17 protein-coding genes, 1 tRNA gene and 1 pseudogene are annotated in these 17,709 nt (G+C 68.1%); 7 read left to right on the forward strand and 12 right to left on the reverse strand.

The annotated features are described in order from the left end of the window. Positions 1 to 69: 69 nt before the first annotated feature. The 6 genes from N5079_RS27060 to N5079_RS27085 all read right to left on the reverse strand — a co-directional run bounded on the left by N5079_RS27060 (position 70) and on the right by N5079_RS27085 (position 5,135). Entirely contained in the window at positions 70 to 1,119 is a 1,050-nt protein-coding gene (locus tag N5079_RS27060) for a PucR family transcriptional regulator (RefSeq protein ID WP_261586949.1), read from the reverse strand. 20 nt (positions 1,120 to 1,139) lie between these two features. Continuing rightward, the gene (locus tag N5079_RS27065) at positions 1,140 to 1,940 is read right to left on the reverse strand and encodes an ABC transporter permease (RefSeq protein ID WP_261586950.1); all 801 of its coding nucleotides are present in this window, start codon (positions 1,938 to 1,940) and stop codon (positions 1,140 to 1,142) included. Then, positions 1,921 to 2,829, reverse strand: coding sequence for an ABC transporter ATP-binding protein (locus N5079_RS27070; protein ID WP_261586951.1), 909 nt, complete (start codon positions 2,827 to 2,829; stop codon positions 1,921 to 1,923). The genes N5079_RS27065 and N5079_RS27070 overlap by 20 nt, the downstream gene beginning before the upstream one ends. A 95-nt stretch (positions 2,830 to 2,924) precedes the next feature. Then, complete coding sequence (locus N5079_RS27075) at positions 2,925 to 3,299, reverse strand: thiol-disulfide oxidoreductase DCC family protein (RefSeq protein WP_315967890.1); 375 nt, start codon at positions 3,297 to 3,299, stop codon at positions 2,925 to 2,927. Positions 3,300 to 3,436: 137 nt separating this feature from the next. Beyond that, positions 3,437 to 4,381, reverse strand: a complete 945-nt coding sequence (locus tag N5079_RS27080) for a cobalamin biosynthesis protein (protein WP_261586952.1) — start codon at positions 4,379 to 4,381, stop codon at positions 3,437 to 3,439. A 28-nt stretch (positions 4,382 to 4,409) separates the two neighbouring features. Beyond that, a complete protein-coding gene (locus N5079_RS27085; protein ID WP_261586953.1) occupies positions 4,410 to 5,135 on the reverse strand; it encodes an aminoglycoside phosphotransferase family protein in 726 nt (241 codons plus the stop codon). Positions 5,136 to 5,392: 257 nt separating this feature from the next. Here N5079_RS27085 and N5079_RS27090 point away from each other — a divergent pair, with 257 nt between their 5' ends. Then, the gene (locus N5079_RS27090; protein ID WP_261586954.1) at positions 5,393 to 6,364 is read left to right on the forward strand and encodes a Gfo/Idh/MocA family protein; all 972 of its coding nucleotides are present in this window, start codon (positions 5,393 to 5,395) and stop codon (positions 6,362 to 6,364) included. A gap of 375 nt (positions 6,365 to 6,739) precedes the next feature. Further along, the gene (locus N5079_RS27095) at positions 6,740 to 7,039 is read left to right on the forward strand and encodes a hypothetical protein (RefSeq protein WP_261586955.1); all 300 of its coding nucleotides are present in this window, start codon (positions 6,740 to 6,742) and stop codon (positions 7,037 to 7,039) included. Positions 7,040 to 7,051: 12 nt separating this feature from the next. Here N5079_RS27095 and N5079_RS27100 read toward each other — a convergent pair whose 3' ends face one another. Continuing rightward, complete coding sequence (locus tag N5079_RS27100; RefSeq protein WP_410007834.1) at positions 7,052 to 7,531, reverse strand: hypothetical protein; 480 nt, start codon at positions 7,529 to 7,531, stop codon at positions 7,052 to 7,054. A 21-nt stretch (positions 7,532 to 7,552) separates the two neighbouring features. Beyond that, positions 7,553 to 8,134 (reverse strand): hypothetical protein, encoded by a 582-nt coding sequence (locus tag N5079_RS27105; RefSeq protein ID WP_261586957.1) that lies wholly within the window; start codon positions 8,132 to 8,134, stop codon positions 7,553 to 7,555. Positions 8,135 to 8,299: 165 nt separating this feature from the next. On the opposite strand from N5079_RS27105, the gene N5079_RS27110 reads away from it, so the two are divergent. The 4 genes and pseudogenes from N5079_RS27110 to N5079_RS27125 all read left to right on the forward strand — a co-directional run bounded on the left by N5079_RS27110 (position 8,300) and on the right by N5079_RS27125 (position 11,388). Further along, entirely contained in the window at positions 8,300 to 8,503 is a 204-nt protein-coding gene (locus N5079_RS27110; protein ID WP_261586958.1) for a hypothetical protein, read from the forward strand. Between the two features lie 211 nt (positions 8,504 to 8,714). After that, positions 8,715 to 9,906 (forward strand): annotated as a pseudogene (locus N5079_RS27115) (IS256 family transposase); the annotation flags it as partial. Positions 9,907 to 10,522: 616 nt separating this feature from the next. Continuing rightward, the gene (locus N5079_RS27120) at positions 10,523 to 10,648 is read left to right on the forward strand and encodes a hypothetical protein (RefSeq protein ID WP_261586959.1); all 126 of its coding nucleotides are present in this window, start codon (positions 10,523 to 10,525) and stop codon (positions 10,646 to 10,648) included. A 17-nt stretch (positions 10,649 to 10,665) separates the two neighbouring features. Continuing rightward, a complete protein-coding gene (locus N5079_RS27125) occupies positions 10,666 to 11,388 on the forward strand; it encodes a hypothetical protein (protein ID WP_261586960.1) in 723 nt (240 codons plus the stop codon). An 802-nt stretch (positions 11,389 to 12,190) separates the two neighbouring features. Here the strand turns inward: N5079_RS27125 and N5079_RS27130 are convergent. After that, positions 12,191 to 13,192, reverse strand: coding sequence for a tyrosine-type recombinase/integrase (locus tag N5079_RS27130; protein ID WP_261586961.1), 1,002 nt, complete (start codon positions 13,190 to 13,192; stop codon positions 12,191 to 12,193). A gap of 95 nt (positions 13,193 to 13,287) precedes the next feature. Here N5079_RS27130 and N5079_RS27135 point away from each other — a divergent pair. Next, positions 13,288 to 13,361, forward strand: a tRNA-Arg gene (locus tag N5079_RS27135). 611 nt (positions 13,362 to 13,972) lie between these two features. Here the strand turns inward: N5079_RS27135 and N5079_RS27140 are convergent. The 3 genes from N5079_RS27140 to N5079_RS27150 form a co-directional block, all read right to left on the reverse strand. Further along, on the reverse strand, positions 13,973 to 14,968 hold the full coding sequence (locus tag N5079_RS27140) for a hypothetical protein (RefSeq protein WP_261586962.1): 996 nt from the start codon (positions 14,966 to 14,968) through the stop codon (positions 13,973 to 13,975). Continuing rightward, entirely contained in the window at positions 14,968 to 15,921 is a 954-nt protein-coding gene (locus N5079_RS27145; protein ID WP_261586963.1) for a hypothetical protein, read from the reverse strand. Before N5079_RS27145 ends, N5079_RS27140 begins: the two co-directional genes overlap by 1 nt. A gap of 226 nt (positions 15,922 to 16,147) precedes the next feature. Continuing rightward, positions 16,148 to 17,704, reverse strand: a complete 1,557-nt coding sequence (locus tag N5079_RS27150; protein WP_261586965.1) for a tyrosine-type recombinase/integrase — start codon at positions 17,702 to 17,704, stop codon at positions 16,148 to 16,150. Positions 17,705 to 17,709 lie beyond the last annotated feature (5 nt).

The raw sequence follows: 17,709 nt of genomic DNA on the forward strand, positions 1-17,709 counted from the left end.
CTCGAATAGTAGGACAGAGGCCACGCCGATGCCCTAACTACGCGATCACCCACCCTTGCCAGGAGACAGTCAGATCAGCGGCTGGGCCGGCCAGTCGAGCAGCCGCGCCCCCAGCACCGCCGTCTCCAGGGTGAACCGCTGGGTCGGGTCGGCCGGCGAGAACCCGGTCAGCCTGCGGATCCGCTCCAGCCGGTAGGTGATCGCACGGGTGCTGACCCCGAGCCTGCGGGCTGCCGCGGTGTGGTTGCCCTGCGACGCGAAGACGGCCTCCAGCGTCTCCAGCAGCGGCTCGGGCCCGCCGCGGGCCTCGGTGAGGGGGCCGAGCACCGTGGAGACGAGGTCCACGATCGCGCCCCTGTCCCTGAGCAGCACGGGGAAGACCAGGAGGTCGGCCGCCTTGAGCACCTGGGCCCGGAGGCCCAGCCGCTCGCCGAGGTCGATGGCGTTCGACGCCTCCCGATAGGACGTGACGATGCCGCCGGGCCCGTGGTGCGGCCTCCCGACGCCGATCCGCCAGGAGGGACGCGATGCCTGGGACGACAGCGCCGACCGGACGTGGTGGGTGAACTCTCCGGTGGCGGCGGTCAGCGACGCCGGGGAGGCGCAGACAAGCAGGCCGTCCCTGGCAGCCACCAGGACGTTGTGCGAGCCGAACCGGGCGACCAGAGCCTGCTCGATCGTCCTGATCAGCGGGTCTCCCATGGGCAGCGGTGTGGTCATCCTGGCCACGGTCACCACGTAGGCCTCGGCGAGCCGCAGGCCGAAGTGCTCGGCCCGCCGGGCGTCGGCCCGGCCCTGCAGCAGGTCGTCGACGAACTCGCGGCGGGCGTCGTCCTCCTTCCGGATGGCCGTGAGCTGGGCCTCCTCGTATCCCTCCGCGAAGGCCGCCATGCTCCGCCGTACAGCCGCGAAGGCTCCTCCCGCGGTGAGCTCCGCCGCGTGGAGGCAGGCGTCGGCGAGCACGCGGAGGGGGATGCCGCGCTCGGCCGCGAGGGCGCCGCACTCCTTCAGATCGTCCATGTCGGAACGGCCGGGCAGCCTGCCGGTCGCGGCCGAGGCCGCCAGCACGGAAAGGTACCCGCCGAGAAGGTCGGCGGGCACCCCGGTCGCCTCGCTCACGCGAGCGAGAACGCTGTCCATCACACCCCTACGTCACGCCGCTCGAAGGCGAGCACGGCCGTCAGGAGCAGCACGGCCGTCGCGCCCAGCAGGACAAGGTAGTCCCCCACCGGCCAGCCCAAGAAGACCGGCCTGCCGTCCAGGTAGTAGTGGAACGGCGAAAGCCAGCGGAGCCACGCGATCGCGTCCACGCTCTTGCCGAGGGTCTCGATCACATATCCGGCCACCGCGTAGCCCCCGGCGACGGCCAGCGCGAGACCCTTGCCGCCAGTGGCCGCGCCGACCGTCAGCGCGACCGTGCCGAAGAACAGCGCCACAAGAAACAGCCCCGTGTGGGCGGCGACGATGTGGCCCGCCGGCACGCGCATGTCGCTCTTGGCGGCCATTGCGAGGATCACGGCCAGCGTGACGACCGCGATGACCAGCAGGCCGAGGAACAGCGCCTGCCAGCGCTCCAGCACGAGCCGCTTGCGGTCGATGGGAAGCGTCAGCGTGAGCTCCAGCGTCCCGTTCTCCTCCGGACCGGCGATCGCCCGGTTGCCGAGGATCGCCGCGGACATGATCAGCAGCAGCGGCACGAGAAGCTGGTAGGCCACCGCCTGGAGGTAGCCCTCTCCCGACGCGATGTCGGCCAGACCGCCCATGAGGTCCCTCAGCGCGCCCGGATACTTCGACAGGGCCGCCTGCTGGGAGAACTCCGGATTCGCCCGGATGCTCGGGTAGATCGAGAGGTAGAGCAGGAGGAACGCCGAGATCCCGGCGGACCAGCCGATGACGGCGCGGCGATACTCGCGCAGGGTCTTACGCACCAGCGTGGGCATGGTGGGCGTCCTCCTCGCTGTAGTAGGTCAGGAATATCTCTTCGAGGTCGGGCTCGGCGCTGACCATGTGGACCACGGTGAACTTCGCCGCCGCCTTGATGAGCGCGTCCGGGCGGCCGTCGATCGTGCAGCGGAGGCTCGCGCCGTCCACGACCAGGTCGCGGACGCCGGGAAGCCCCTCGAACGCCTCCTTGGGGACGGGCGCGTCGAAGTGAAACTCCACATGGCGTACGGCCCGCTCGCGCAGGGCGGCGACGTCCTCCACCGCGACCAGCCGGCCCGCCCGCACGATGCCCACCCGGTCGGCGACGTGCTCCACCTCGGCGAGGACGTGCGACGACATGAGCACGGTCCGGCCGGAGGTGCGCACCTCCCGGAGCATCGCGAGGAACTCCTGCTGGACGAGAGGGTCGAGGCCGCTCGTCGGCTCGTCGAGGATGAGCAGCTCCGGCTCGTGCATGAACGCCTGGATCAGGCCGACCTTCTGCTTGTTGCCCTTGGAGAGCTCGCCCATCCTGATCGACAGGTCGGCGTCGAGCCGCTCGGCCAGTTCGTCGATCCGCGCCCGGCTCACGCCGCCCCGGACGTCGGCCATGAAGGTGAGGTAGTCGCGGGCTCGCTCCCGGCCTTCGAGGGCGAGCTCGCCAGGGAGGTACCCGATCCGGGCCCGGACCGAGGAGTCCCGCGTGTCCGCGCCGAGGACGGTGGCCCGGCCCGACGTGGGGCGGATGACGTCCAGGAGCAGCCTGATCGTCGTTGTCTTCCCCGCGCCGTTCGGACCGAGGTATCCGAAGACCTCCCCCGGCTGGATGTCCAGCGTGAGGTCCTCAAGGCCCTTCCGCGTGCCGTAGAACTTGGTGAGTCCCTCGGTCTCCACTACTGCTGTCATGCCCGCCATGGTCCTGCGGCGGGCCGTCCCGGCATATACCGATCATCGGACAGTTGGGCGCCCGTTCCCTTCCCACATCCGGCAATCGGTGGGCGTCACACGGCCGTGGTGCCGGGGGCTCCCGGGAGGCGGTGCCGATAGCGGGAGACAAGGCGGTAGCCCGTCTCGGCCACCCAGCTCACCGGGGGCACGAGCATGATCCGGCCGGCCGTACGCCATCCGGGGTTGGGCTGGAGGGAGAGCATGACCGCGATGGCGCGAGCGCCCGAGGCGTGCAGGCCATTCGGCCCGACGAGCTGGACCGACGCCGCCGCCTCGCCTCGGGTCAGTCCGAGCGCCCCGAGATCGGCGAACTGCCAGGCGCGCACGCCGGGCATGTACGCCAGGGACTTCCGCCCCACATTGACGCACATCTGACAGAAGGCACAGTCTCCGTCGAAGAGAAGCACGATCTGGTTGTCCCGGCCCACACCCCCAAGCTACCAACCCCCCTCAGGCGTGATCATGCACAGGTTCCCAGAGCTCACCCGTGACCTGCCCCTCCTCTGGGCGTGATCATGCGGAGGTTCCCCGAAGGGCATCGGACCAGCGCCGATACCGGTCGTGATCATGCGCAAGGCCATGCCCGGCGAATCCGGGCGGTGACCGTCAGGGCCACGGCCGACAGCGACACCGCGCGTGCCAGCCGTACGGACCGGCGGATGTCCGCGACGGCGGGGCGCGGGCCGTCGCCCAGTTCGGGACGGTGCTCCACCCGGCCGCCGTAGTCGTTGGCGCCGCCGAGCCGTACGCCGAGGGCCCCCGCGAAGGCGGCCTCGCACCGCCCGGAGTTGGGGCTGGGGTGACGGTGGCCATCGCGGCGGAGCATGGCCAACGCGCGGCGCGGGGATCCGCCCACGGCGGGCGCGAGGGCGACGGTCAGCAGGCCGGTGAGCCGGGCAGGCACGAAGTTGGCCACGTCGTCGAGCCGGGCCGACGCCCACCCGAACCGTTCGTAGCGCGGCGACCGGTGGCCGACCATGGCGTCCAGCGTGTTGATCGCCCGATAGGCCAGCAGGCCGGGCACCCCGGCGACCGCGCCCCAGAAGAGCGGGGCGACGACGGCGTCGGAGGTGTTCTCGCCGATGGACTCGACGGTCGCCCTGGCGAGATCACCGGCGTCAAGATTGGCGGGATTACGGCCACACAGGTGCGGCAGCCGCTCGCGGGCGACCGGGAGATCGCCGGCCTCAAGGGCGCGCGCCATGTACGCGCCCTCCCGGGCCAAGGTAGTCCCGCCGAGGACGGCCCAGGTGGCGGCGGCGGTGATAACCGTCCGGGCGACAGGGCGCGAGCGGGTCAGCCGGTCGGCGATGACGCCGATGCCGGCGGCGGTGCCGACGCATAACGCGGTAAAGGCCACCCCGCGGCGACGCGAGTCACGATATATCCGCTTTTCTAGGGTGGCCGCCCGACTGCCGAACACGGCCACGGGATGACCTCGCCTCGGGTCCCCCGCCACGGCGTCGATCGCCGCCCCTAGCAGCATCCCCGCCGCGGTCGCGCTCCTCATGCCCTTGATCACGCGGGCATTCTTCCACTCAGATCAGGTGGGAGTGGAGGGAGTCTTCGTGGGCGTCGAGCCACGCGGCCGCCCTTCTCATCCGCTGTCCGGCCCCTTCGGCCCACAGGACGGCCCAGCCTCCCCCGTGGGTCTGAGCCCTGTTCCGCATGGCCGTATAGGACCGGCCGAACCTGATCCGGGCCGTCTCCAGCAGCCGCAGCCGGTCCCTACGGCCCAAGCCGTACGCGTCGGCGAAGAGCCGCAGGCGTGCCCCGACGTCGAGGTGGCGCTGGAGCGGGTCACGGTCGATCGGGTCGGCTATCGGCGCCCAGTGCCGCAGCGTCGTGACCACGTCGAAGAGCCGCGTCGTCGGCCGGGCCATGTCGAAGTCGATCAAGGCGTACGGCACCAGCCGCGACGCTCGTGGGTCCTCGCGGAAGACGACGTTCTCGGGAGTGATGTCGCAGTGGCCGATCAACTCGGGCTCGTCGTCCGGGGAGGACCCGACCTCCCAGATCGCGCCCGGCGGTGGTGTGAAGGACGCCGCCGCGTCATGGAACCGCCGCAGCAGACGGGCGAGCTCGACGAGCGACTCGTCGCTGACGGCGTGGTGCGGCAGGGGACGCGTCGGCACCTCGCCCTCGACGTACGTCAGGATCTCCCGGCCGAGCCCGTCGATGCCTACGACGCGTGGAGCGCCCTCGAAACCGGCCACCTCCAGGTGCCTGAGCAGCGCGTGCACTGAGGGTGAAGAAGCCCGCATGGGGCGCCTGACCGTGCCGCCTACTCGCACGACTCCCTCAGTGACATCACCGGTGAGGGGGATCTCAGAGGGGGCCGTGCGCGCGAACATAGCCATCCACCTTAGCGGTCGCAGCCTCGCCCGGAGCCTGACCTGCGCCAAGACGGCATGTCGGGAGAAGGAGCCACAAGCACGGGTTGATGCGAGCCATAGGCGTCGACTGCGAGCGCCGTAGATCGATGAGTGCCGGGTTCATGGCGACCCCTAGGATGATCGGCGTGCGAATCGGTACGCTCGGCGCCGCCCGGATCACCCCCGCCGCCCTGGTGAGGCCCGCCCGGCTCGTTCCCGGTGTCGAGGTGGCGGCGGTCGCGGCCAGAGACCGGTCACGGGCCGCCGCCTTCGCGGCGAAGCACGGCATCCCGGTCGTGCACGACTCCTACGAGGCGCTTGTCGCCGACCCGTCGATCGACGCCGTCTACAACCCGCTGCCGAACGCGCTGCACGCCGAGTGGACCATCCGGGCGCTTGAAGCCGGCAAGCACGTCCTGTGCGAGAAACCGTTCGCGTCCAACGAGGCGGAGGCCCGTACGGTCGCCGAGGCCACGGACAAGTCCGGCCTGGTCGTGATGGAGGCCTTTCACTACCGGTACCACCCGCTGGCCGAACGGATGCTCTCGATCGTCGGCGACCTGGGCGAGATCCGGGAGATCGAAACGTGGCTGTGCTTCCCACTCCCCCGCTTCTCCGACATCCGATACTCGCTGCCACTCGCCGGCGGAGCGCTCATGGACGCCGGGTGCTACGCCGTACATTGCGCGCGCCTGCTCGGCGGAGGTGAGCCCACCGTCGTGTCGGCGCGGGCTCTGCTCCGATCGCCGGGGGTGGACCGCGCGATGACGGCCGCGCTGGAGTTCCCCTCGGGGGCGTCCGGCCGCGTGCACGCCTCGATGTGGTCGTCGCAGGTACTCAAGATCGCGGCCCGGGTCATCGGTTCGCGCGGTGAGATGCGGGTCCTGAACTTCATCGCCCCGCAGTTCTTCCACCGCCTGTCGTACACGGTCGACGGCGTCACGCGGCGGGAACGGGTCGCGGGAGACGCCACGTACACCTACCAGTTGCGGGCGTTCGCGAAAGCCGTTCAGACCGGGGAGGGCAACCTCACGCCGCCGTCGACTTCGATCGCCAACATGGCCGTCATCGACGAGATCTACCGCAAGGCCGGCCTGGCCCCACGAGGCACCATCTGAGGCCCCTGCCGGAAACCGGGTGTGTACTCACTCGTAGGATCATGCAGAATTAGGCACGAGCGCCCTTAGCTCAGCCGGATAGAGCATGGAACTTCTAATTCTTCAGACCTTCAGATGGTGTGCGGCAACCCCATCGTCGCAGCTAGACCGCACGTTCCCCGTGTCGGTGTAGGTAATCCGATGCTCTTTCGTCGCAGCAGCTCAGCGGCGCCGAGGACGGAACATTATGTCCATTCGTCCCGTTTCGCGCCCCGCCGAATCCGACCCCCCCCGCCACGCCTTCAACGCCGCCGCGCACGCGCCGGGACCGCGTCACCGACGTCTGCCGAGCTCGCCGCGAACCTCGCCCGGTTCTTCAACCGCCTCGAAGACCACATGGCCGACGACCCGGCCAACCTCGTACTCGCCGACGAGCTCACCGCCTACCTCCGCGACTGCAAGCTCCGCGCGATCGCCCGCGCCGCCCGGGCGGCCGACGAAGGCGGCGACTACACCCTGGGCGACATCATCCGGATCCTCGGCATCACCAAGCAGTCCGTGCACGAGCTGATGCGCAAGGGCCAGGCGCTGCTCGCCGCCAAGCGGGCCAGGCCCGGGGTGGCCGACCTCCGCGAGCGCCGCCGCCGACGGCTCGACGAAGCGGGCATCGGCGAGCGGCGTGAGGCCGCCCGGTGACGCTGCTGGGCATCAGCCCTCGCGGCTTGCCCCCTCTGGCCACACTACGGTGACGGGCAAGCCTCGGCGTCGCGCCTCGGCCACCACATCGGCGGTCCCCGACCGGCCCCCTGGCTGCCCATCCCACACCGCGACCAGCTTGTCGACGCTGCCCAGCACGGCTTCGTTGGCCGACTCGTACGCGTCGCGATTGGCGTGAGGGTGGTCCATCACCCGCACCTGTGAGGCCCGGGAGACGAGCGCGTCGAACTGGTCAGCATGATCTGACTTGACCTTCGCCTCTCGGTAGTCCTGCGACGGAATAACGACCTCCAGGGCGCCGCCGACCGAGAGAACCGCCTCGGCGAACACCGAATCCGCGCCCCGAGCAATGCAGGACACACCCACGAGTCGCTCGTCCACCTGCTCACGCAGGAGATCGCACAGGGCGTCGAACACAAGCCGCTGCGTGCCGTTGGTGATGTTGGTGTGGCCGGTGACGCCGATACGCATAATGTCCCTCTCGAATCGGGGTCAGTTTGCCGTAGCTGCCTGCAGCCGCGCCCGGAGGTCAGCGACTCCCGCCGTCGGCCGTTCGGCCAGAGCCTGGTCCAGGTGACGCAGCTGAGCTCGCACACGGTCGGATGTAACCCGCCCGGCCGCGGCCGCCGCAGCGCCCCCCGCGATCACGGCGGCGTCGACGTTACCCCGGATCATGTGAGCATGTACCAGCCCGGTGTAGTCCAGAGCGAGACTTCGACCGGCAGAGCGGCCCCGCAGGTCGATGGCACGCTGGATGTAGGTCACGGCCTCGTCGGCGAACCGGGCGTCGTTCCGGGCCAGGTCGAGGTACCGGCCGCCGGTGACTCCCGCCAGTTCGGCCTCGTCGAAAGAACCGCCCTCGTCGTCACTGGCCCCGGCGAGCGCCTCTTCGGCGGTTCCGGTAGCGCGGCGAAACGCTTCGACGCGGCCAAGCCCTGCGTAGGCCCAGGCTTCACGGGTGTGGAGCATGGCGCACAGGCGCCCAGCCCCGCTGGCGCGGGTGCCGTCGAGGGCCAGCCGCACCAGTTCGAGAGCATCCCGAGGCTGGTCGAGGTACAGCAGTTGCCGCGCCATTCATGACCATGAACGGGCGCGACGGTATGGCAGGCTCCCAGGCCCCACGCTGTCGCGCCTCCAAGTCGCGCGTCCCGGACCTGGGGGGACCTGGGAAGTGCGCGCGGCGGCGGCAGGATCGCGCGTCGTTCCTGCCGCCGCCCACGGAGAAAACTGAGGCGGACCGTGGCCACGTGGGATGACCTCGTGCACGAGGCTGGCCGCGCTCTGGCCGCAGGAAAGCCGCACGAGTTCCAGATCACGGGCCAGGTCGCAGAGCTGGCCAACAAGTTCAACATCCCGGTCGACACGCTGCGGGTCATCCTCCTTACCGAGGCGTTCGCCTTGTACATCGCTGAGGTGCGCCGAAGCATGGTGATCCGCCCCTGAGCTGCCCGGCCGGTTGTCCTCGTTGGCCAACATGCGACCGGCCGGGCTGGGCCGCCTCCTGTACGCCGTGGGGGCTGGTGGGAGGCGGCCCCCTGAAGCTGCTCGCCTGCCGCGGATGGTCCCCCGTCCCCGCGGCAGGCGGGCCACCAGACCGGCCCCGAGGTAGCGCGCCCAGCTAGGGGCCACGAGTGCCCCTGGAGGTGGCACGTGCAAGAAGATGCTCGCCGCCGCGCTGCAGGCGGAGGTCGACGCCTATATCGCCGCTTTCGCCGGAGAGCGTGACGAGGCCGGCCGCCGCCTGGTCGTCCGCAATGGCTACCACCAGCCCCGCGAGATCCTCACTGCGGCCGGTGCGATCGAGGTCAAGGCCCCTCGGGTCAACGACAAGCGCATCGACGAGGCCACCGGTGAGCGCAAGCGGTTCTCCTCGGCGATCCTGCCCGCAAGACGCCCCAGCTCACCGAGGTGCTGCCGCTGCTGTACCTGCACGGCCTGTCCTCCGGCGACTTCGTTCCCGCGGTGGGGCAGTTCCTCGGCTCGAGCTCGGGCCTGTCCGCCTCGGTGATCACCCGTCTCACCGAGCAGTGGAAGGGCGAGCAGCGCACCTTCGCCGCCCGTGACCTGTCGACCGTGGACTACGTCTACCTGTGGGTCGACGGCATCCACGTCAACATCCGGCTGGAGGAGCACAAGGTGTGCCTGCTGGTGATGATCGGCGTACGCGCCGACGGCCGCAAGGAACTGCTCGCGCTGACGGACGGCTACCGCGAGTCCACGGAGTCGTGGGCCGGCCTGCGCGACTGCAAACGACGTGGGATGAGGGCGCCGGTGCTGGCCATCGGGGACGGCGCGCTCGGCTTCTGGGCCGCGCTGGGAGAGGTGTTTCCGCAGACCAGGGCCCAAAAGTGCTGGTTTCACAAGATTTCTAACGTCCTGGGGTCGATGCCGAAGTCGGCGCACCCGGGCGCCAAGAAGGCGCTGGCGGAGATCTGGAACGCTGAGGACAAGGACCATGCCCTGGCCGCGGTGCAGGACTTTCAGGCCGCCTACGGCGCCAAGTACGTCAAGGCCGTCGCCAAGGTGGTCGACGACCTGGACGAACTGCTGGCCTTCTACGACTATCCGGCCGAGCACTGGGTGCATCTGCGTACGACCAACCCCCATCGAGTCCACCTTCGCCACCGTCCGGCACCGGACCAAGGTCCCCAAGGGGCCCGGCTCACGCGCGGCCGGGCTCGCGATGGCCTTCAAGCTGATCGAGTCGGCCCAGGCCCGCTGGCGCGCGGTAAACGCGCCCCATTCTCGTCGCCTTGGTCCGCGCCGGAGCGACGTTCGTCAAGGGCAGGCTCGTCGATCGGCCCGAGGAATCACCCGCCGTCGAGGACCGCTCCATAGCCGCCTAAAGATATTGATCCACAGGTCTTGACGATTGATCGGCATACCACTTTCATTCATCAACGATTCATGTGATGGTGATCACGCGACTATCAAAAGGCTTCATCTCATAGTCGGTAATTTCCCGTTCCCAATCGGAGAAAAGGAGAGTGCATGCGCTACCCTGTCCGCATCGGTATCGTGGCTGTGATGCTGGTGACCGCGATCACAACCGCCTTAGCGCCGCCCACTTGGGCCGATCCCGGATTTGTCGATGGGCCGCCTGATGGCGGTCAGCACAACTGGTGCCTCAGTGCCAGCGTCAGTCAAGCCCTCATCGCCCCCATACAAGCGTCCATGAGCTACTTGGACTCAGCATCGGACGTCAACGGCGTACCCCAGCACGTACCATGCCGACTCTCAGGCGGAAGCCAGACAGACGTCGTCTGGAAGGGATCATTGTTGGACCCAGGGGACATCGGATGGACGGGTTGCGAGTCCTGGTGGTCTGACCTCGCATCGTGCGACCGATACGGGGTTTACCTCGACAAGAACCAGATCGATTACTACGCCCTTTATCCCGCCAACGAATACAGGCATACCGCTTGCCATGAACTCGGGCACTCCGCAGGACTGTCCCACTACGTGAATGGGGACGAGCCTGGCGGGGTCAAGGACTGCATGATGAGCGGAGTGTGGGACGGCGGGCAGAGCTGGACGCGGACCTACGATCCCCACCACATCACATCCCACCTCAACGCCTACTTCTAAAGGAGGTGCGAAGCGCAATGAGGAAGATCCGCGTTTTTCTTGTTCTCGCCACAGCAACCGCTAGCTTCACGCTGGCAGGATGCGGCACCGACGGGGCTGTGACTCAGAGCCAGAGCTCTCTTCAAAGGGAGATTGATATCTCTGTCTTGCGAGTCGGCCACTACAACTACATCCCTTTCGACACCCCAGAGAAGCTGGCGACCAGTAAGGTTACGCAAGTGGTTGCCCAGGGCGAGGTGGCCGGATTCGCCGCCGGCCGAACGATCGTAGGTGCGGACCCAAACGACAAGCGTTACTACGTCGTCATGGATGTCAAAGTGACGAGGAAGCTCAAGGGAGTGGTCGGCACTCCTGCCGATCAAACCGGGCACGTCTACGTCGAGCTTTTCCGTGGGCCGGTCTGTAATGACACAATGCAACCCTGCCGATCGATCGACGACTTCAACCGCGCTATCCCTAGCGGGACCAAGATTCTTCTATTCGGCAACGACGGATCAACTCCCTTCGCAGTTGACGCGAACGGACACAGCGAGGGCGACGACGCCGGTCGCCCGAAGGGATCTCCCCTTCTGCGTCCCTATCCTCAGGGGCTACTGTTGGAGCAGACCACTGCCAGCGGCAAGGAAGTGCTAGGCGGACTAGAGGAAGACATCCCGAAGGGATGGCTCACTCCCTCCATCACAAAGACGGGTCTCGACGCCATCGCCGATCGCGTAGCTGCTGCTGGATTTAACGGTTAGCAATCAGCTGTACCAACGTATCCCTTAATAGGATGCCCCCGGGTTTCGGTGCGGGGGCATCCTGGGGACGCATGTCAAGCCTGGCCCACCTCTTGCCAGGTGTTTCACGGAGCATCGATGCCTTCTCGGTCCTGCTTGCGTCCCAGCCCAAGCCCTCCTGATATGCGCCCTGAGCTGATGCCGATACTCGGCGACCTTTTCATCGGCCTTACTGCGGGCGTCCTCATTGAGGGCGACCGCCGCACGCCGCTTGTAAGCATTCAGCAGTTTTGTGACGCCTCGTCGACTGGGTCCGCCGGTACCTCGGCCAGCATCAGCTCGCAGCGGCGGCCACCGCGTCTCTCGCCGCAGCCACCACCATCTATGGCGCGACCCTCGCCGTCAGGGAAATCCCACTGAGCCAGCCGCCCGCAACCACGACCGTTACCGCCGCCTCGGCGGCGCCCCCGTCATCACCGCACGTTGGCCGCAACCAGATCAACCCGACTCAGCGACCGGCGCCGAAACCGTCAGAAGCGCAGCCGGACGCAACCACCGCGGACACAACCACCGCAGATGGCCACGACGAGGACCGCCGCGACGCTCCCAACCCGATGGCCAACCCCAGCCCGACACCGTCACGCATCGAACTCAAGGACGACCCGCCACGTCCCGTACGGCCGACGCCAACCCTGCCGCCTGCCGTCCCGTCCGACGCTCCGGCGCACCTGCCCACGGCTCTGCCTTCCCCGCTGGAGTCCGCGTGCCAGATCGAGATCGATCCGCTTACGAAGGTCAAGACGTGTCTCGGGGGGTGATGTGGCTAGAGCCGGTCGCTGGGCGAGAGCCGAGCGTGGGCGTCCCTCGCCCGGCGCTGAGCCGTGGCCTGCGTGTAGCGGCGGACCATCTCCAGCGAGGTCCAGCCGCCCACATGCATCAGGTCGATGGGGTCGCCCCCGGCGTCCAGGAACGAGGTCGCCATGGTGGTGCGGAAGCGGTGGGTGTAGACCCCGGGGATACCGGCCTCCTTGGCGCGCCGCTTCAGCATCTGCAGGATGCCGGTCGTTGTCAGACGGCGGTCGCCCCCCGCCGCGGTGATGCCCCGCTCGGGCAACCACAGCCAGGGGGACTCGGCGTGCTTGTGCCGGGCCCGGGCGCGGATGTAGCGGTCGATGGCGGCCGCGGTCTTGCGTCCGATCGGTGCCATGTGCATCCGGCCGCCCTTGAGCCGAATCCGCAGGACGTGCTGAGATAGGAACACGTCGGTGAGCTCGTCGTCCTCGGGGTGGTAGCGCAAGCCGGCCAGGCCCGAGCCGCGCATGCCGTTGTCCAGGAGGACCCGCATGATGGCGGTGTCACGGCGGTCGATAAAGCTGGTGCCCTCGCAGGCCTTGAGCATGAGCTTGAGTTCGGTCTCGGTGAGGGGCTCGACCGGCTGAGCGACGACGTTGGGCGGCGCGACGTTGGCCATCGGAGAGCGGCCGTCCAGTTCGCCGTCGGCGACCAGCCAGTTGAACATGACCCGCAGGTTGCGGAAGTGCTTGTGGCCGTCGCCCGCGCTGCGAGCCCGGGTGTCGCCACAGGGGCAGGGCTTGATGCGCTTGTCGTCGAGCCAGCAGCCGTACAGGCGGGCAGCCAGGAAGGCGCGGACGTGCTTGGCCTGGATCTTTTCGAGCTGCTCGGGCATGTCATGCTTGTCGAGGTAGGCGATCAGAAGTCGCGCGGAGTGGAGGTAGCTCGTGATCGTGCCAGCGGCGAGCTTCTCGCCTTCGAGGGCCAGCTTCCACGAGGGGATGAGCTCTCGCAGGAGTGGGGATCTACCCATGAGGGAAACTCCAAATCCGATGCTGTTTCATCGGTGTGCGGCTATGCTACCTTAGGCCAAGGTCAGCAAACCTGCTGGTCATCCCCCAATTTCTAGCGCCCTTAGCTCAGCCGGATAGAGCATCGGACTTCTAATCCGACGGTCGGGGGTTCGAATCCCTCAGGGCGCGCTCACAATCATGCGATGACCTGCGATTTCTCGATCGAGACGGACTCGCAGCGAGAAGTTGATCTCGTATGGTCGCTCGTTGTTTGCTCGCGTGTTCCGTCGAGCACCCAACCATCGGACTTCGGCATCGGATTCTTTCATGATCGGGCACGGGTTGGGCAGCCGGTAGATCGCTTAGAGCCGGTGCGTCAAACCGGACCCCGAAGACGGTCAACGGAAGATGAAAACCGAACACCTCCCAGGCTTCGCCCCCCTTCCACGGCACGCTGACCGTCAAGAACCCCCAAGGGGCACCCAGGCGAACAAGTAGGGCGAAAGGTGACAATCCGCGCCAGAACTCGACAACCAGCGGACGAATAATCCGTAGGGCTGGTTCGACTACTCGACCCCCGTCAGGACATGTCTTTCCCACCGCTGGAGCACGCGGCCACCGCCATGTGGTTAAGCAACCGATCAGCTACCCTGCTGGGCGGGCCGGCGTTCGGGCATGACCCCAATGTAGGAACCAGTCAGGATCAGGAGGAGTCCAAGGACTGCCCACTCCGCTGGGTTCCTGAAACGAGGGTCAGGCAGTGACCACCGCAGCTCTGATAGCTGACAGCTCCCCGCCTCTCACAGTACGCGAATGGAGGAGATCAGCCGGTTCACGTCCGGAAGATAGTCGTGTGACGGGTCCGGCATGCTGACGAAGAGAAAGGCGGGACGTTCCCGCCCGATGTCGATCAGCACGAGAGTGTGCAGCTCGCTCCGGATGTTGGCGGTGCTCGCCTTCGGCCCGAACCCGATCCACCGGGTGATGACCCAGGCCTTCCGGCCGTCGATGGTCAGCGGTTGGGAGACCATGTCCCGATAGGTGGTGTCGGACGAGGGGATCGCCGTGAGGGCGTCCTGCTGGGCCAGCGCAGCCTGGAAGAGCCCGCCGTCGCCTTCGTAACGGTAGAGCAGCTCCGGATCCATCAGGCCGGAGCCGTACATGGCGAGCCAGCCTCGCTCGGGGCGAGAGTCGCGCAGGAGTGTGAACTTGCTCGCGTATGTTGGGCCCCTGTCCGGGCTCTGCGGGCCCCACCCGCCGCTCAGGCGGGCGTAGGAGATACCCGCCGCACGGTCGGTGAGCCGCCCGTTCACCGGGGAGGACCGGCCCGAATACCGCGGAAGCTTCATGACCCCGCCCAGCTGCGCCGGTACGTTGAAGACTTCCCCGGACGTCGAGGGCACATAGGTCGCCGGTTCGCCGATCGTGGCGCCGCATCCCGTGCTCTGACCGGTGTTGGCGGCGACGAGCCGGCCGTCGATCCGCAGATGGCAGCTGACCAGGACACCGCCCACCCCAGTGGCGATCACGGACACACGATCGCCGCCGTGAACGATGAAGTCCCGGCGCAGGGGAGCGGCGATCCTCGTCCGCTGCGGGTGCTCGGCACCGGGCAAGGTCAGCTCGACGTCGGCGCGGCCGGTCACGCCGATCTCGTAAGTCACCTCGCTCGACTGGAGGCCGTTCGAGTGCTGAGCCGGCACCGCGGCGTAGCCGAGCAGGATGAACGCCCCGAGGCCGCCTACCCAGCGGGGAACGGGACCGCTCAGGCGCCGTCCCTGACGCGACAGCCCCATCAGCTCGCCACCGCCAGACCCGGAGCCAGGGCGAGCCCGGCCTTGCGTGCCCGGCTGACGCTGGCCCGCAGCGTCTCCTCGATCCTGCGGGCCTCTTCGGTCAGTCCCGCGATCTGGGCGATCGCGAGCTCGTCCCGCACGGTGCTGGCGAGTAGTTCCTGATAGGCGGCACTTCGTCCGGACAGGTGCTGCACCGTCTTCCACTGTCGCAGCGCGTCGTCCGCCGCGCGAACCTGTGCCGCGTAGTCCTCGATCGCGCCGATACGCCGGGTGACCGCCTCGGTCGCCAGTGTCAGCGCCTCAGCCTGCGCGTCCAACATCTCGGCGATGCGCGGGTTGTCCCTATCTGGCACGGCCTCATGCTCCGCCCGCAGCCGGTCCACCCGCATGAGCGTGAGCGCGATCTCCCAGACCTGGGCGGGCAAGGTCACCGCGTTGCGGACGTCGTCGAGCATGCCCGCGGCGTTGACGTCCGATTCCAGCACGGCCGCCACCGCCATCTGCGCCCGTCCGAGCAGGCGGACTCCCGCCGCGTCGAGGTCCTGTGGCCGGACGTACCGCCCATGCAGGCTCCGCGCCAGCCGCGCGGCTGGCCCTTCCCCGCACCGGCCCACCAGGACGCCGAACAGGACCGGCATCGCACACCCGCACAGGACGAAGAACGCTCCCAGTCCGAGACCCCCAACTGCAGCGGCCACCGCCAGCCCCACCACGATGCCCTGAGCGACCAGGCCCACCGCTTTCACACGCCTGCCGTAGAACCAGCCCATCAACCCCGGCAGCAGAACCCACACCGGCGTGTGCACCAGGCACACGCCGACGTCCTGCCAGGTCCGCCCGCCGAACCAGGGCCTGCGTGGCAGCACTCCCGGCCCATGCAGCACCACGGCGTCATCGATCAGCAGGTTCCGCGCCCGCTCGGGAACCTCAGGATCGATCACCGGTTCCGGCACGCGTCCCACACTCGGCTCGCCCACATTAGTTCAGACGCCAGCACACGGCCGAAAGTTCTCCAGAGCTTGGCAGCCAGTCACTTGGAACGCTGGGGATCTTGAGGAAGTAGGCTGGAAACACCGATCGCGACGGCGTGCGAGTGAGCGGAGGCACCATGGCCCCCGTCATGGTCGATTAACCTGGCTTATTGCCGACTCTGCCCGGCAGAGCAACCATCCGCCCTCCTCATGACATTTTGGACCGCATGGCGCTCCGTGGGGTGGTGATGAGCGCGGCGGTCGACTCCGCTGCCGCCTTCGCGACCTCCGGGAAGACGCTGGTGTAGGTATCCCGGGTAAATGTGGACGAGACGTGGCCGAGGGTTTCCTGGACCACCTTCAGTTCCACTCCGGCGGCCAACATAAGCGACGCGGCGCCGTGGCGCAGGTCGTGCAACCGGATCGGCGGCAACTCGGCCTCGTAGCACAGCCAGGAGAACTGGTCGGAGACGTGCTGCGGGTGCAGCGGCCTGCCGTGCTCGTCGGTGAAGACGAACCCGCTGTCGATCCAGTCCTCTCCCGCCTTGAGGCGTTCCTTCCCCTGTCGTGTGCGGTGCTGTTTGAGGATCTGGAGGGTCTCGGCATCCGCGGCGATGACTCGGTCGCTGGCTTCGGTCTTCGGCTTGCCTTGCACGGGGGTCCAGCAGAGTTGCGTGATCTGCCAGTTGACTCCGATCGTGCCCGCGGTGAAGCTCACCTCGGGCCAGCGCAGCCCGACCGCCTCACCCCGGCGCAGCCCCCGAAGGGCGATCAACCGGTACAGCGCGTACAGCCGGTGGCGGCGCGCGTAGGCCAGGAATGCCGAGGTCTGTTCCGGGGTCCACACCATGACCCGTGAGGGCCGGGCGGTGCTCAGGTAGACGTTGACCACGTCGACCGCGCGTCCGGCCCGCCGCTGGTTCTCGGCGGCGCGGTTGACGGCGTGATCGGCCCGCCAGCGGGTAACCCGTTCCTCGGTCCACACGAGCCCTTTGGGTCGGGTGACCGGTGGGAGTTCGACCACGGCGGCGGGGTTGAAGTCGATCAGCCGGTCCTGCTTGATCGCCACGTTCAAGGCGTGGCGGAGGGTGGCGCGGATGCGGTGGATGGTGGCTGGGCCGACCGGCTTGCGGTATTTCACCTTCGCCCGCTCCTGCGGGTCGTCGCTGGCGCGGGCGGCGGCGATGACGTCGTTGAACTCTTCGATCGCGTCGAACATGCCGCTGATGTCGGACACTCGTAGCCGGTCCAGCCGGATGTTGCCGAGATAGGGGACGAAGTACAGCCGGACGTGCGTCTCATAGGAGCGGCGGGTGGTGGGGTCGATCCTCTTCTTCCGTTTGAGGAACTCGGCCATCCATTCCGCGACCGTAACGGTCCGGTCGAGGTCCTGATGGGTACGGACCTTCCGCCGCACCTCATCGACGGTCGGTAGCGCCCGGGTGTCCTTGAGGACCGACAGCATCAGCTCGCAGACCTTCCGCCGGGTGTGCGGGTCCTCATCCAACGCAAGTAGGCCGCGGGCATGGTCGAGTTCGGCCTCGGCGTCCTCCAGCGTCGCGAACCCGTGACGCCGCAGGGGGGTACGGCGGCGCCCGTCCGCGTGCGGGGGGAGTTCGAGCTGGTAGGCCCATTTGCCGTGCGTGGAACTCCACCGCTCCCCTCCCCCACCGGCGCGGCGGAGTTTCGGGCATTTCTTCCCGAGCTGCTTGCCGGTGGCCGCGTCGCGGCAGCCGCAGGTCTTGTAGGTGGTCCCGTTCGCCAACCTGT

It is taken from the genome of Planotetraspora sp. A-T 1434 (assembly GCF_025420585.1).
In the GTDB taxonomy this organism is placed as follows: domain Bacteria; phylum Actinomycetota; class Actinomycetes; order Streptosporangiales; family Streptosporangiaceae; genus JAOEGB01.

Bases quoted from the DNA above. Each gene is read 5' to 3' on its own strand.
- N5079_RS27065 (WP_261586950.1), bottom strand. From the start codon at position 1,940: ATGCCCACGCTGGTGCGTAAGACCCTGCGCGAGTATCGCCGCGCCGTC.
- N5079_RS27070 (WP_261586951.1), bottom strand. From the start codon at position 2,829: ATGACAGCAGTAGTGGAGACCGAGGGACTCACCAAGTTCTACGGCACG.
- N5079_RS27080 (WP_261586952.1), bottom strand. From the start codon at position 4,381: ATGAGGAGCGCGACCGCGGCGGGGATGCTGCTAGGGGCGGCGATCGAC.
- N5079_RS27085 (WP_261586953.1), bottom strand. From the start codon at position 5,135: ATGCGGGCTTCTTCACCCTCAGTGCACGCGCTGCTCAGGCACCTGGAG.
- N5079_RS27095 (WP_261586955.1), top strand. From the start codon at position 6,740: ATGGCCGACGACCCGGCCAACCTCGTACTCGCCGACGAGCTCACCGCC.
- N5079_RS27100 (WP_410007834.1), bottom strand. From the start codon at position 7,531: ATGCGTATCGGCGTCACCGGCCACACCAACATCACCAACGGCACGCAG.
- N5079_RS27105 (WP_261586957.1), bottom strand. From the start codon at position 8,134: ATGGCGCGGCAACTGCTGTACCTCGACCAGCCTCGGGATGCTCTCGAA.
- N5079_RS27125 (WP_261586960.1), top strand. From the start codon at position 10,666: ATGAGGAAGATCCGCGTTTTTCTTGTTCTCGCCACAGCAACCGCTAGC.
- N5079_RS27130 (WP_261586961.1), bottom strand. From the start codon at position 13,192: ATGGGTAGATCCCCACTCCTGCGAGAGCTCATCCCCTCGTGGAAGCTG.
- N5079_RS27140 (WP_261586962.1), bottom strand. From the start codon at position 14,968: ATGGGGCTGTCGCGTCAGGGACGGCGCCTGAGCGGTCCCGTTCCCCGC.